Annotated in this window: 11 protein-coding genes; 7 read left to right on the top strand and 4 right to left on the bottom strand. The window is 59.0% G+C overall.

From position 1 onward, the window contains the following. Nucleotides 1-190 precede the first annotated feature (190 nt). Complete coding sequence (locus HFP54_RS14375; protein WP_146413040.1) at nt 191-1,087, top strand: segregation and condensation protein A; 897 nt, start codon at nt 191-193, stop codon at nt 1,085-1,087. A 42-nt stretch (nt 1,088-1,129) separates the two neighbouring features. Here the strand turns inward: HFP54_RS14375 and HFP54_RS14370 are convergent, their stop codons facing one another. Together HFP54_RS14370 and HFP54_RS14365 are read right to left on the bottom strand one after the other, a co-directional pair. After that, nucleotides 1,130-2,416, bottom strand: a complete 1,287-nt coding sequence (locus HFP54_RS14370; protein WP_145299654.1) for an aminotransferase class I/II-fold pyridoxal phosphate-dependent enzyme — start codon at nt 2,414-2,416, stop codon at nt 1,130-1,132. A 222-nt stretch (nt 2,417-2,638) separates the two neighbouring features. After that, nucleotides 2,639-4,468 (bottom strand): peptidylprolyl isomerase, encoded by a 1,830-nt coding sequence (locus HFP54_RS14365; RefSeq protein ID WP_197136665.1) that lies wholly within the window; start codon nt 4,466-4,468, stop codon nt 2,639-2,641. Between the two features lie 466 nt (nt 4,469-4,934). Between HFP54_RS14365 and HFP54_RS14360 the strand changes: the two genes are divergently transcribed. The 4 genes from HFP54_RS14360 (at nt 4,935) to HFP54_RS14345 (ending at nt 7,297) form a co-directional block, all read left to right on the top strand. After that, entirely contained in the window at nt 4,935-5,747 is an 813-nt protein-coding gene (locus HFP54_RS14360) for a hypothetical protein (protein WP_168565674.1), read from the top strand. A gap of 209 nt (nt 5,748-5,956) precedes the next feature. Further along, a complete protein-coding gene (locus tag HFP54_RS14355) occupies nt 5,957-6,400 on the top strand; it encodes a YkgJ family cysteine cluster protein (protein WP_168565673.1) in 444 nt (147 codons plus the stop codon). Between the two features lie 232 nt (nt 6,401-6,632). After that, the gene (locus tag HFP54_RS14350; protein ID WP_146413037.1) at nt 6,633-7,052 is read left to right on the top strand and encodes an HU family DNA-binding protein; all 420 of its coding nucleotides are present in this window, start codon (nt 6,633-6,635) and stop codon (nt 7,050-7,052) included. A 26-nt stretch (nt 7,053-7,078) separates the two neighbouring features. Then, a complete protein-coding gene (locus HFP54_RS14345; RefSeq protein ID WP_145299666.1) occupies nt 7,079-7,297 on the top strand; it encodes a hypothetical protein in 219 nt (72 codons plus the stop codon). A 61-nt stretch (nt 7,298-7,358) separates the two neighbouring features. Here the strand turns inward: HFP54_RS14345 and HFP54_RS14340 are convergent, their stop codons facing one another. Next, complete coding sequence (locus HFP54_RS14340; protein WP_206036231.1) at nt 7,359-9,068, bottom strand: S41 family peptidase; 1,710 nt, start codon at nt 9,066-9,068, stop codon at nt 7,359-7,361. Between the two features lie 461 nt (nt 9,069-9,529). Between HFP54_RS14340 and HFP54_RS26200 the strand changes: the two genes are divergently transcribed. Then, the gene (locus HFP54_RS26200; protein WP_315853895.1) at nt 9,530-10,576 is read left to right on the top strand and encodes an NHL repeat-containing protein; all 1,047 of its coding nucleotides are present in this window, start codon (nt 9,530-9,532) and stop codon (nt 10,574-10,576) included. A 152-nt stretch (nt 10,577-10,728) separates the two neighbouring features. Continuing rightward, nucleotides 10,729-11,046, top strand: a complete 318-nt coding sequence (locus HFP54_RS14330; RefSeq protein WP_206036230.1) for a WYL domain-containing protein — start codon at nt 10,729-10,731, stop codon at nt 11,044-11,046. A gap of 36 nt (nt 11,047-11,082) precedes the next feature. Here the strand turns inward: HFP54_RS14330 and HFP54_RS14325 are convergent, their stop codons facing one another. Beyond that, the gene (locus tag HFP54_RS14325; RefSeq protein ID WP_146414304.1) at nt 11,083-12,501 is read right to left on the bottom strand and encodes a DUF1501 domain-containing protein; all 1,419 of its coding nucleotides are present in this window, start codon (nt 12,499-12,501) and stop codon (nt 11,083-11,085) included. Nucleotides 12,502-12,564 lie beyond the last annotated feature (63 nt).

The raw sequence follows: 12,564 nt of genomic DNA, 5'->3' as shown, positions 1-12,564 counted from the left end.
AGACCGCCGAAACGTCGCTGCCCGGCCCAGAGTCGGATTCGCCTGGAATGGACGTGCCAAAACCAAGCCGGGCATGATAATTTTGGGTCGCAGGAGTCACAAGGGCGGGAATCCGCCGGGCCGATCACAGGGTGGGCCGACAACGGAGCGGGAAACCGCCCGGCCGCAACCGAACGGACACGACATCGACATGAATTTTCGCATCGACTTGCCCGCCTATCGTGGTCCGATCGACCTGCTGCTGTACTTGGTCCGCCGCCAGGAGGTGGCCCTGACACAGATCTCGCTGGCGAAAATCGTCCAACAGTACCTGGAATATCTGGACATCCTGAAAGCCCTGGACCTGGGCGACGTCGGGGATTTTCTGGACCTCGCGTCGACCTTGGTGGAAATGAAAAGCCATGCGGTGCTGCCAAAAATCGTCGAGGAAACCGAAGACGAAACCCTGGAGGACCCGCAAGACGAACTGATCGAACGGTTGCTGCAGTACAAGGAAATCCGCGACGCGGCCGCCGTCCTGGATGAAATGAGCCAACGGTGGCAGGAAAGGTTCGAGCGGATGTCCGACGACCTGCCCAGCCGTCGCGTCGACCCGGGCGACCAGCCGATCGTCGATCTGGAAATCTGGGATTTGGTCAGCGCGTTTGGTCGCATCATGCGGGAATCGGCCGGCCCGCCGCCAACGGAGGTGATCTATGACGACACGCCGATTCACGTGTACATGCAACAAATTCACACCCAATTACGTGACCATCCGCGAATCCCGCTGATCGACTTGGTCACCGGCGGAGAACACAAATCGGCGTTGATCGGATGGTTCTTGGCCACGCTGGAATTGACCCGCCACCACGGCGCGGCGGTCGAACAGGACGACTTTGGCGAAGTCTATGTGGTCCGCACCGACCACTACAGCGACGACTTGGCCGTGCACGAAGTGGACAACTATTCCGCCGAAGGCTTGGACAACACGAATTTGCCCAAGTCCAGTCCGGCCGCAACGCCGACCAGCGGTCAAGCCGGCCCTGAACCGACACAAGGCGGCGAAGAAACCCGCCCCATGCAAAGTGATGAAGAATCAGCAACCTAGGCCATCGGCCGACCTGACGCCGGCATCCCGAAAGAGTGAAACTCAGGTGCAAGCGGGCGTTTTGCTTTGAGACAAGCATTTGCCGATCTGGCGGACGGCCTGACGCAAACGCTGTTCGTTTTCCACCAACGACATCCTCAGATAGCCTTCGCCGGCCGTGCCGAATCCGCTGCCGGGGCTGACCGCGACGTTGCCTTCTTCCAACAACTTCATCGCAAAGTCCATCGTCGACATCGACGACTTCCAGGGTTCGGGGACTTCCGCCCAGACGAACATGCCGGCCTTGGGTGGCGTGACGTTCCATCCCAAACGCCGCAGCCCGCTGACCAAGGCATCGCGCCGGCCCTGATAGATCAGCGATTGATTTTCCACCGTCGCCTCGGTGGCCCGCAGCGCAACGATGGCCGCGATTTGGATCGCCTGGAACATGCCGTAATCGTAGTAACCTTTGATCGTGCCCAGACCGCGGATCATTTCCGCGTTGCCCGCGCAAAAGCCGACTCGCCAACCGGCCATGTTGTAGCCCTTGCTCATCGTCGTGAATTCGACGCCAACATCCTTCGCACCCGGTGCGCTCAGGAAGCTGGGTGGCTGGTATCCATCAAAGGCGACGTCGGCGTAGGCAAAATCGTGGATGACCATCAAGCCGTACTTTTTGGCCAAGCGGACGACTTCGACGAAGAATTCCGGCTCAATGACCGCGCTGGATGGATTGTGCGGATAATTGACGATCAGCACCTTGGGCACCGGCGTCATGTTTTCGCAGGTGTAAGCAACGTTGCTTAGAAATTTCTCGCTATCGGCGACGTCCAGCGCCACGACATTGCCCGACGCCAAGATGACGCCGTACATGTGCACCGGAAAATAGGGCGACGGAATGATCGCGGTGTCCCCGGGGCCCATCAGCGCCAGGCACATGTGCGAAAACCCTTCCTTGGAACCCAGGCAGGCGATCACCTCGTGTTCCGGATCCAGCCGAACGCCGTACTTGCGATGGTATTTTCCGGCCACCTCGCGACGCAGGTTGGCAATCCCATTGGACTTGCTGTATCCGTGGTTGCCCGGATCGGCGGCGGCATCGGCCAGCTTTTGGATCACGACCGGATCGGGCGGATCGGAGGGGTTGCCCATGCCCAGATCGATGACGTCGTCGCCGGCACGTCGTTTTTGATACAGCGAATTGTTGATTCGCCCAAACATGTAGGGCGGCAACCGATGCACTCGCGAAGCAAAGCTGACCTCGAACGGGTGTGGCGGCGGATCGGTAGTCGGCGGTTCGATCGCCGGTGCGTCGATATTGGGTGTGTCTGGATTGAACGTATTGGACATGGCTGGGCCGCTGGAACAAGAAATTCACGACGGGCAATCGATGTCAACTTAGACACCTGATCCGGTTTCAGGGAAGCGTCCGGCCGCGCCCGGTGGCCAATTTTCGGGCCAAAAAAAAAGCCGACCCCACAATCGGGTCGGCTGGGGATCGTTCGGTTCCGCTGCTGACGGTTTGGCTCGGGGCAGCCGTCAACAGCGCTGAAAGATCTAGCTTTCGGACGATCAGCGACGGGTGGTCGCCGCGGCCTTTTTAGCGACCGCAAAGAAGTTTTCGATGCTGGCGTTTTCCTTCAGCTCGTCAAACTTCGACGCCATCGCCTGGGTCAATTTCTTTTCCGACAGGTCGCGAACCAGTTCTTCGCGGACCGCCTCGAAATCGCTGACAACCGGTTTGGTGAAACCCTGGCAACGCATGATGATGTACTTGTCACCGGTGGCCACAATTCCGCTCAGTTGCCCCGGCTTCAACGAAAAGGCTTCCTTTTCGATCGCCGGTTGACCACCGTGCTTGCGGATCGGCGGCACCAGCCCGGCGTTGGACGCCGACGACGGTTCGATGCTGTATTGTTGGGCCAATTCGCCAAAGAACTGCGGCGTCGGGTTGTCACGAGCCATCTGCCAAACCTTTTGCGCCGTTCGCTGATCGCCCAAGACGATCGCCAGGACTTCCACCTTAGGTCCGTAAGCGGAATCGAATCCGCGTTTCAGTTCTTCGTCGGTCAATTGGACCTCCGATTCGACCAGCTTACGCAGGGCCACGCTGGGCCAAACGGCATCGCGAACGTAAATGTCTTCGGTCGTGTCGCCATCGCTAACCACCGATTGCAGCCAGCTTTTGATATCGGCCGAACCGTCGGGCTTGGTGAACCCGAACGCGATCGCGGCACGTTCGGTTTCGGCGGTCAGGTCGGCGGCGGCAACAGTGACGCCATTGCTGCGAAGAGCTTGCGTCAAAAGCCGACGATTGATTTCGCCTTGCAGAACTTCTTCGCCGTGGCGACGGACCGCTTCTTCGGCAACCTGTGCAATCGTCAGCGGTTGGTTGTTGACCAAGGCGGCAACACCGGGATGCTGTTTTTCCGCCGCGGGATCGCCGAAGACTTTCTTGACGTTGGCTTCGCTTTGCAGTTGTTCGAACAAACCGGCCGCGGCGACGCGAATTTTTTCGTCGCGGATTTCGTCAACGATTTGTTCGCGAATCGCGGGGATGGCTTGGGGTGCCGGGGTGGCGGCGGGAATGCGCCGAACCGCTTGCAGGATCATCCATTCGTTGCCGACCTGCAGAATATCAGTGACTCCGCCGTCCTGAAGATCAAACACGGCGGTTTCGAAATCCGGCTGTCCGGTGTAGCGGCGAATCGGCGGAATCAAACCACCGACGCTGGCGCTGATTTCGTCTTCGCTGAAACTCTTGGCCAGTTCGGCAAACTTCGCCGGATCGGCTTTGGCTTGAGCCAGCACTTGTTCGGCTTTCTGGCGATCCTTTGTCACGATCATCCGGCACTTGACCGCTTCGCCGTAGCGAGCCAGATACTGTTTGTTGAATTCTTCTTCGGTGACTTCGATCTTGTCGGCCACCAACCGTCGCAGCGCCAGCATGGGCCAGACGACATCGTTGCTGTATTCAGCGGCACTGACATTGCGTTCTTCTTGCAACAACTGCAACAGCCCGCCCATGTCCAAGCGGAACTTGGCAGCCTGTCGAGCGATTTCGTCACTGACTTCTTGCTTGGTGATTTCGATGCCACGTTGCTGACATGCTTGCAGAATCAGATAACGATTGACCATAGCGTCGACGATGTCGCTGCCGTAGCGTCGCATCGTTTCGTCGGCCAAGACCTTCTCGGTGATGGGGTCGGCGTTGACGGTCGCCACCACACGACTCTTTCCACCGGCGGTCGCAGGTGCAGTCGCTGCTGCGGTCGACGCCTGTTGCGCCACGACCGGCCTGTCCCAAGCGGCGATGAAAACCATCGCGGCAACAACGGACAGCCCCAATCGTCGGACCAGTGTCACCATCCAGGGACGAAGTACGGCAAATTCCAATGGCATTCCGGTCACTCCTTTGAACCGTCTACTCGGCGTGGATCTGTCCAAGGGCATCCAATCACCCTTCGATATTCCGCGTTGATTTGCCACACGCATCGCCGGCACCTTGGTCGAGTCCACTTCGGAACGAACGACCCAGGTTTTCACGGCAAAAGCCGGAAACATTCAACATCCGATGCCGTCCAGCGGTGGCGGGCACGTCGGAACCCTAGAAAAATTGCGGTTTCGGCTCAAGACGAATCGTCGCCGATCCGACACGCCTCCATCCGACGGGCCGAACCGACGAGATCAGCCGAATGAAAAAGCGTCCCGGCAGGGCGCTGGCGGTGCAGGTGAATCCAAATCGCGACTGGGGTTTCGACGTTTTTCGGGTTTTTGTTAAAGCCGGTCATGGCAACGGCCGACACCCGGTCGTTTTCAAGTCTGAACCGACCGAAAGTCTTCCGAAATGCCCGTGATGGTTGCCGTCATGTCAGTTCGATCGAACACGCGATCTTTCATCCGCTGCCGCACCGTGACTCCGGTGCAATGCCTGGTGTGCCTGGTCGCCGCATTTTTCTTGCCAAGCTTTATCGCGGGTTGTCGGCAAACCACGACCACGACGACCGGTGCCTTGCAGCCGCTGACCACACCCAATGGCAGCATCCCGGCGCCCAGCCTGGTGCCGTTCACAGGGCAGGGCACACGCGTCAGCCCGCCCGCGACCGGTTCGGCGGGCGGCGTTCCCAACAATTACATGGGCGGGGCACCCACGGTGGGATCCACCTACGGCGCCGCGCCGTCGGGATTTGCCGCCACCGGAGGACAACCGATCGGGTCGGGCGTCGCGACGCCACCGGCCGCCGGCGGTGCCAACAGTGTCGCCAGTGCCGCCGTCGACTTAACGCCGCCGGTGCTTGGCGCCGGCGCGATGCCGGCGATCGATCTGACTCACGCCCCACCGCCGCCCGGCTATCGCCCCAGCACGGTGAACACGGCGTCGGGCGTCGTCCCCGTGTCGCACCAAAGTCCCAACGGTTACGCACCGATCGGATCCGACGCGATGCCCGCGATGACGTTGCAACCCATGGCCGCACAGCCACAACTGAATCCGATCGGCACAGCGGCCGCTGCACCGATGAGCGGTGCAGCCCCGATGAACAATGGCGTGCCGATGAATCAGCCGGCATCTGGCAACTGGAACGGTACCGGGGCACCGGCGACCGGACCATCGGCGATGCCGCCATCGACCGCCCCGAGCGCCGATGGTCTGCAGTGGCGAAGCCCCGCTGCCGGATACTGATTCGCGCCGCCGCTTTTCAAAACCGTTCGCCGAACGATCGCTTGACTCGATCACTGCCTTCGATCGATACCGGACCGCCAGCTTTGTGCGGCGCTGCAGCAATTTGCCACAGCACCGGGGCGCAGCGATTTTCCCACAAAAGCGTTAGGGTGAACGATTGTCGGCCGGGATTGCCCGGACACCCGTGCAACCGTGAATCCTGATCCGATATGCCCGAATCCGATCGCAGCAATTCCGATTCGCCCGCCCCCTGGTACGCCGATGGCCTGCGATTCACCTGCACGCAATGCGGGTACTGTTGCAGCGGTGATCCCGGGTTCGTCTTCGTCAATCATGACGAAATTCGTGGCATGGCCGGCGCGATGGATCTGGATGTCGACGCCTTCGAAGAACAATTCGTTCGCCGCGTCGGACGTCGTCGCAGCCTGAAAGAATATGCCGACGGCGATTGCATATTGCTAGATCCCAAAACGCGTCGCTGCATGGTTTACCAAAGCCGACCGATTCAGTGCCGGACGTGGCCGTTCTGGTCCAGCAATTTGGTTTCGCCAGACGACTGGCGGGAAACCTGTGCCGAATGTCCCGGCGCGGGGACCGGCCAGCTGTACTCGTTGGACCAGATAGAAACGGCCAAAAACGCCAAACGCGTCTGAGCGATTCTTTTCCACCTCGCCGGTGGAACTGTTTCGCACGATTGTTTCAAGATTTCCGATTATTCCGGTCGATAGACTAGTTCGTAAGCATCCTGCCGGCGCAAGTCCGACCGGGGGCGATCTTGACGCTCGGAAACGAGCCGCCTAGACTGCGAACCTTGTTAAGTTATTCGCAGTCAAGGGTTTACAACGATCGCGGCCCATCGGAAGGGCACGGCGGGAGGAGTCCAGCGTGACCAAAAAAGACATCGTGCGAACGATCTCCGAAGAGGTTGGGCTGACTCAACAACAGACCAAGGAAATCGTCCAGAAAACGTTCGATGCGATCGTCGACTGTCTGGTTCGGGATCAAAGGATTGAACTGCGGAACTTCGGCGTGTTCGAAGTCAAACCGCGGGCGGCCCGCAAGGCGCGCAATCCCAGGACCGGCCAACAGGTTGACGTTCCCAGCAAACACGTGGTGACCTTCAAGCCCGGCAAATTCATGGAAGCACGCGTCCGAGAATTGGACCAGTGTGCCGCTCAGAAAGCCGCCGAAGCCACCGCCGGTGACGACAACCGCCCCGAACCAAACGTCCACCCCGATGCGGCACCGAACGCATCGGCGGGGCGACCGACCGGTCGCTGGGATGACCTTTCCGATCCACAGTAAGCCCTAACGTTCATGGAGGAACGTCGATGCGACGCCTTTTTCAGCTGGCCCTGTTGACCGCCTGTCTGTCGACGACCGTCGGATGCTTTGTGCCGATTTACTCCGCTCGTCCCGAACGCCGCGTCCAGCAACTGCTGTACACGTCGGAAGACCTGCGTTCGATGATGGAAGAGTGGGAACGTTTCTGGTTCCTGGATTCGCCCAGCCACCTGACGCCGATCCGTACCCACGGCGGCATCATTTGACGCCGGTCAAATCGACACGATGATGCCATAGTCGGCGTTCATCGTGTTTTGGCTCATTGCATTAGCGTGACGGACGGCTGCTGACCAAGTTGCCGCCGTGGCCGGCCAGTTGTGCGATGCCGTGTTGCAGCACTGCGTCTTCATCGTCACCGATGATGTGCCCCTGGTCGTCCGGACGTCCGGTGATGTGTCGGTCGCTGACTTCGGCGTGCGGTCGGACGCCGTTTTGGCTGATCGCACGACCGCTGGGCGAATAAAACTTGGCGGTCGTCAAGCAAAGTCCAAACTTCGCCGAACGCATCCGGAACACGCCCTGGACGCTGCCTTTGCCATAGCTGGTTGATCCGACCACCACGGCACGACCTCGGTCGGACATGGCACCGGCGAAAATCTCACTGGCACTGGCACTATTGCCATCGATCAGGACGACCAGCGGAAAATTCCAAGTGCCGCTGCGGTGTGCCCGGTAATCGAAATTTTCCTTTGCATTGCGACCACGCGTGGTCACGATCGCACCGTCGCTGAGGAAACGGTCAGCGACTTCGACGGCCGCGGTCAACAAACCGCCCGGATTACCCCGCAGATCCATGATCAGCGAACGCATGCCTTGGCCCTGAAGCGCGATCACCGCTTGTTCGACTTCGCGTCGGGTCGTCTTTTGAAAATTGGTCAGCCGGAAATAGCCGACTCGGTTGGTCACGTCGACCAAGTGAACGTTTTCCACGCAAGGCACATCCACACGGCGACGGGTGATTTGCAGATCACGCCGACGGCCCGCGGTGTCGGTCACACTGATCGATACGACGGAGTTTTCGGGGCCACGCAGCAGGTCGGCGGCGAAATCGGGATCGACCACATTCGTTTCCGCATCGGCAACGCGAACGATCCGTTCCCCAGCCAACACGCCGGCTTCATCGGCCGGTCCACCCGGAATGACCGAGACAATTTGCAAGTGATCATCGGCCGGTTTCAGTTCAACGCCCAAGCCGACAAAGTTGCCTTCGATGTTGGAAAACATTTCATCCAGCTGTGATCCCGACAACAATCGTGTGTAGGGATCCAACGTCGAAATGGCACCCGACAGAAATTCCAGCGACGTTGCCGTTCCCGACAATCCGATCCGTTCATGCGCCAAGTTGGCAACAAACGACACGGCGGCACGCAAGTCGAAACGTGTTTGGGTGCTGCGACCGCGAAGTTCACGGTGCACATTCAAACGAAACTGTTCGATGGCTTCACGATCGACGCCCGGAAGATTGCTGTTGATGAATCGTTCTTCATCCAATGCCACCTCCAGCGCCGCGGTGCCGTGCAGCAATACGCGTGACCAGTCCACCGTTTCGACGTAGTGGGTTTGCAGGTTCGCCAGCGTTTCGGAATACAGATCCAATGCCTGCGCCGTGCTAAGGTCACGAACACTGGCCAAGAAACTGTGATCGGTGTATCGACGATGAACGTCGTAACGCAGACGGCTGATCAGCAATCGCTGATACACCACGCGACTGTCGGGTAATTGACGCAGCGCGGATTCATAATGCTGAACCGCATCGGCCCACATGCGTTGCCGTTCCAGTTCATAGCCCTTGGTCAGGACTTGCTGTTCATCGTCCGCTGAATCAGCGGAGGCAACCGCCGCGGGATCGTCCGCAACCACGGTGGCAATCGGTCCGCCGAGTGTCGCCAAAGCCACGAATCCCGTGGCGGCCAACACCAACAGCCGGCCGCGTTGCCAGCGAGTCAAAAAGCGTTCGATACCCGAATTTGATTCCATACCAGTCAACATCCGATCGCGAGCGTCGTTCGGGAGGGAAGTGGTGACGACACCGCAAACGAACCGTTGGCGGAATGCTGTCGTCGGGCCACGTCCGGACGCTCACAGAACGAGGCCAAGGAAACGTAGGTCACAAAACATGCCCGGTCAAAAAACCGTCGCGATAAAAATTCAGCGAATTCGTTGTGACCGGCATCAACGTCCCCGCGGTGGTCGCTTGGTAACGGTTGATGGGGTCGATCCGATGGGGCAAAGCAACGCGATGGTGCTTTGCGACAACCGTCGGGATCGCTGATTAGGCCCGGTCGAACCGGGGACCCTCGCGTGCGCTTCCTGGCGCAGAATGAGTCGACCGCGTTTCAAGTTTCCGCGGTCAATCTCTCGCATCCGAAATCCACGATAGACGTTGTCCGCATCGCGGGCAACGATCGGGCAACCCCCGGCCCGGGATGCTAGGCTGCGTGAAACTTGCCGACCAACCGACGACGGCTTCGCGTGTCGATATGAAACATTCCCGCCAACGGAACGCCCAAATTTTTGACCGACGCCGGCTGCTGTCCACAGCCATCGCGGCCGGCGGTCTGTTGTCGCTTCCCGGTTGCGTGTCGACCGCCGCCCGAGGTGAACCCGATTTGGTCTGGGGGCGACGTGGCTGGTCGGACGGTCGATTCGTCAAGCCACGCACGATTGCCATCGACTCGGCAGACCGACTGTACATCTGCGACACGACCGGACGGATCCAAGTCTTTGACGCTGACGGAAACTTTCAAACCTTCTGGTCGACCCCCGAAACCGCCAACGGCCGCCCGACGGGGCTTCAAGTCCGTGCCGCCGACGAGCACATCGATCGTGAAGTCTTGCTGGTCGCCGACACACATTATTATCGCATGCTGGCCTATGAACTGGACGGTACGCTGATCGATTCGCGTTGCATCGGGGGGACCGCGGGCTACGGTCCCGGCGAATTCGCCTTCGTCACCGAAGCGGTTTGTGACGACGATGGCTGCTTTTACATCGGTGAGTATGGTGACAGCGATCGAATCCAAAAATTCGATCCCGACGGTCGCTTCATGGCCCAGTGGGGTGGTACCGGCGATCAACCGGGACAATTCATTCGTCCCCAAAGCATGATCGTTACCGATGGGTTGCTGTGGGTGACCGATGCGGGCAACCATCGAATGCAGGCCTTTGACGTGTCCGCCGATCCGCCCGGCTTGGTGCACTGTTGGGGCGTCCAGGGTCCACAAGCGGGCCAACTGTATTACCCCTACGACATTGCCCTGATGGCAGGCGAACCATCATCCGGCCGCGTCGATCTGATGATCTGCGAATACGGCAACCAACGAATCCAGCGGTTCGCCACCGACGGGACTTCGCTGGGGATTTTGGGCGGGCCAGGATTTGAGGATGGACAGTTCCACCACCCGTGGGGGCTGGTGGTCGATTCCAGGCGTCGCGTCCATGTCTTGGACAGCAACAACCATCGCATTCAGCGATTTCCCACGTAAATAGGCGGCAAAACACAAAGTTTTCGACCTCGTGACCAGACTTGTCACGGCCCCTGCGATGATACCTGTGTCCGGTGGGCAAATCGCCAACGCCAAGGTGATCGCCCGCCCCATCCACCAAAAACAGAATCAACGTTCCGGGGGGAATACTGATGAAAAACGAATTTCGCCGCGCCATGCAAGACAGCGATCACTACGTCATCGAAATGGACTACGTCGACAGCAAGGGCCGACGCACGCACCGAACCATCAGCCCGATTCGATTCGTCGGTCGCGACCGAGTTCTGGCGATGTGCCTGTGCCGCGAAGAACCACGACAGTTCTACCTGGACCGCTGTGAAGACGTGCGTTTGGCTCCGGCCGAACAAGTTTTGATGCCTTTGCCGATTGCCGAATACGATCCAGCCCCGGCCACATACGCTCCGACTCCGGGGCTGACGACGTGTGGTGCCGGACTGTGTTTGGCTTAGGCGACCGCCATGTCGACGCAAAAGAACATCGTTGAATCAAGCAAGGATCTTTTGGACCACGTGTGCCGGTTCGACCCCCGTCAAGCGTTGGTCCAATCCTTGGAATTTCACACTTAGCCTCGCGTGGTCAAATCCCAGCAGATGCAAAATCGTGGCGTGAAAATCGCGGACATGAACCCGGTCTTCGACCACGTTGAACCCAAATTCGTCGCTTTGCCCGATCGTCAAACCAGGTTTCAGTCCACCACCGGCCATCCACATCGTGAACGCATTGGGGTGGTGGTCACGCCCATTGTCGCCGCCACCTTGAACCATCGGCGTGCGTCCAAATTCCCCGCCCCAGATGACCAGCGTTTCATCCAACATCCCGCGACGCTTCAAATCCGTGATCAACGCCGCGCACGCTTGATCGGTGTCGCCACAATTCCGTTTCAAGCCGTTGACCAGGTCGCCGTGCTGGTCCCAAGCTTCGTGAAATAGCTGGACGAAACGCGTTCCCCGCTGCACCAATCGCCGTGCCAGCAAACAGTTTTTGGCGAAGGACGATTTTTCTGGTTCCACTCCGTACAAATCCAACGTCTCCTGGGTCTCGCTGGATAAATCCATCAGCTCCGGTGCACTGGCCTGCATCCGAAACGCCATTTCGTAGGAATTGATTCGGGTAGCAATTTCGGGATCGTTCACGCGTTCCAAATGTTGCTGATTCAATGCCCCGATCGCATCCAACGTTTGTCGCTGCGTCTGCCGATCGATGCCAGCGGGATTGGACAAGTACAGCACTGGATCGCCGACATTTCGCAACTGCACGCCGTTGTACACTGTCGGTAAAAAGCCGCTGCCCCAATTGCTGTTCCCGCCGCTGGGGCCTTTTCGACCGCTGCTGAAGACAACAAAACCGGGCAAGTCTTCCGCTTCGCTTCCCAGACCGTACAAAGTCCAAGCCCCCAAACTGGGCTTGCCGAACAACTGCGACCCGGTATTCATCAAGATCTGTGCCGGCGCATGATTAAAAGCGTCGGTGACCATCGATTTGATAATCGTCAGGTCGTCGGCCACCTTGGCCGTATGCGGCAACAGTTCCGAAATCTCCGCACCGCACTGTCCGTGCTTGGCGAATTTGAATTTCGGTCCCAACAGTTTCGAGTTTGGATTGATGAACGCGGCGCGGTAACCGTCCAGCAATCCGGCCGGCGGCAAGGTTCCATCAAACTTTGCCAGCTGTGGTTTGTAATCGAACAATTCCAAATGGCTGGGTGCGCCAGCCATGAACAAAAAGATCACGTTCTTGATCTTGCCCGGAAAATGCGGCGGTTTAACGGCCAACGGACCGGATGCCGCACTGGCATCGCTTTGCATCAGGCTTTGGGCCGCGATTGCCCCAAGCCCCACGCCGCATTCCTTCAAGAACCAGCGACGACTGGTCGCCCTGGCCGATATCAATTGGTCGTTATGCATTAAAAGCACCACCATGTTTGGTTGGATCACCACAGCAACGATTGCCGGGTGAACTGTTCAGTC

Origin of the sequence: Crateriforma spongiae (assembly GCF_012290005.1) — a bacterium.
GTDB lineage: Bacteria > Planctomycetota > Planctomycetia > Pirellulales > Pirellulaceae > Crateriforma > Crateriforma spongiae.
Note: the sequence above shows the minus strand (reverse complement) of the source record. Positions and strands in the feature narration are given on the sequence as shown.

Bases quoted from the DNA above. Each gene is read 5' to 3' on its own strand.
- HFP54_RS14330 (WP_206036230.1), top strand. From the start codon at position 10,729: ATGAAAAACGAATTTCGCCGCGCCATGCAAGACAGCGATCACTACGTC.
- HFP54_RS14340 (WP_206036231.1), bottom strand. From the start codon at position 9,068: ATGGAATCAAATTCGGGTATCGAACGCTTTTTGACTCGCTGGCAACGC.
- HFP54_RS14325 (WP_146414304.1), bottom strand. From the start codon at position 12,501: ATGCATAACGACCAATTGATATCGGCCAGGGCGACCAGTCGTCGCTGG.
- HFP54_RS14370 (WP_145299654.1), bottom strand. From the start codon at position 2,416: ATGTCCAATACGTTCAATCCAGACACACCCAATATCGACGCACCGGCG.
- HFP54_RS14345 (WP_145299666.1), top strand. From the start codon at position 7,079: ATGCGACGCCTTTTTCAGCTGGCCCTGTTGACCGCCTGTCTGTCGACG.
- HFP54_RS14355 (WP_168565673.1), top strand. From the start codon at position 5,957: ATGCCCGAATCCGATCGCAGCAATTCCGATTCGCCCGCCCCCTGGTAC.
- HFP54_RS14360 (WP_168565674.1), top strand. From the start codon at position 4,935: ATGTCAGTTCGATCGAACACGCGATCTTTCATCCGCTGCCGCACCGTG.
- HFP54_RS14375 (WP_146413040.1), top strand. From the start codon at position 191: ATGAATTTTCGCATCGACTTGCCCGCCTATCGTGGTCCGATCGACCTG.
- HFP54_RS14365 (WP_197136665.1), bottom strand. From the start codon at position 4,468: ATGCCATTGGAATTTGCCGTACTTCGTCCCTGGATGGTGACACTGGTC.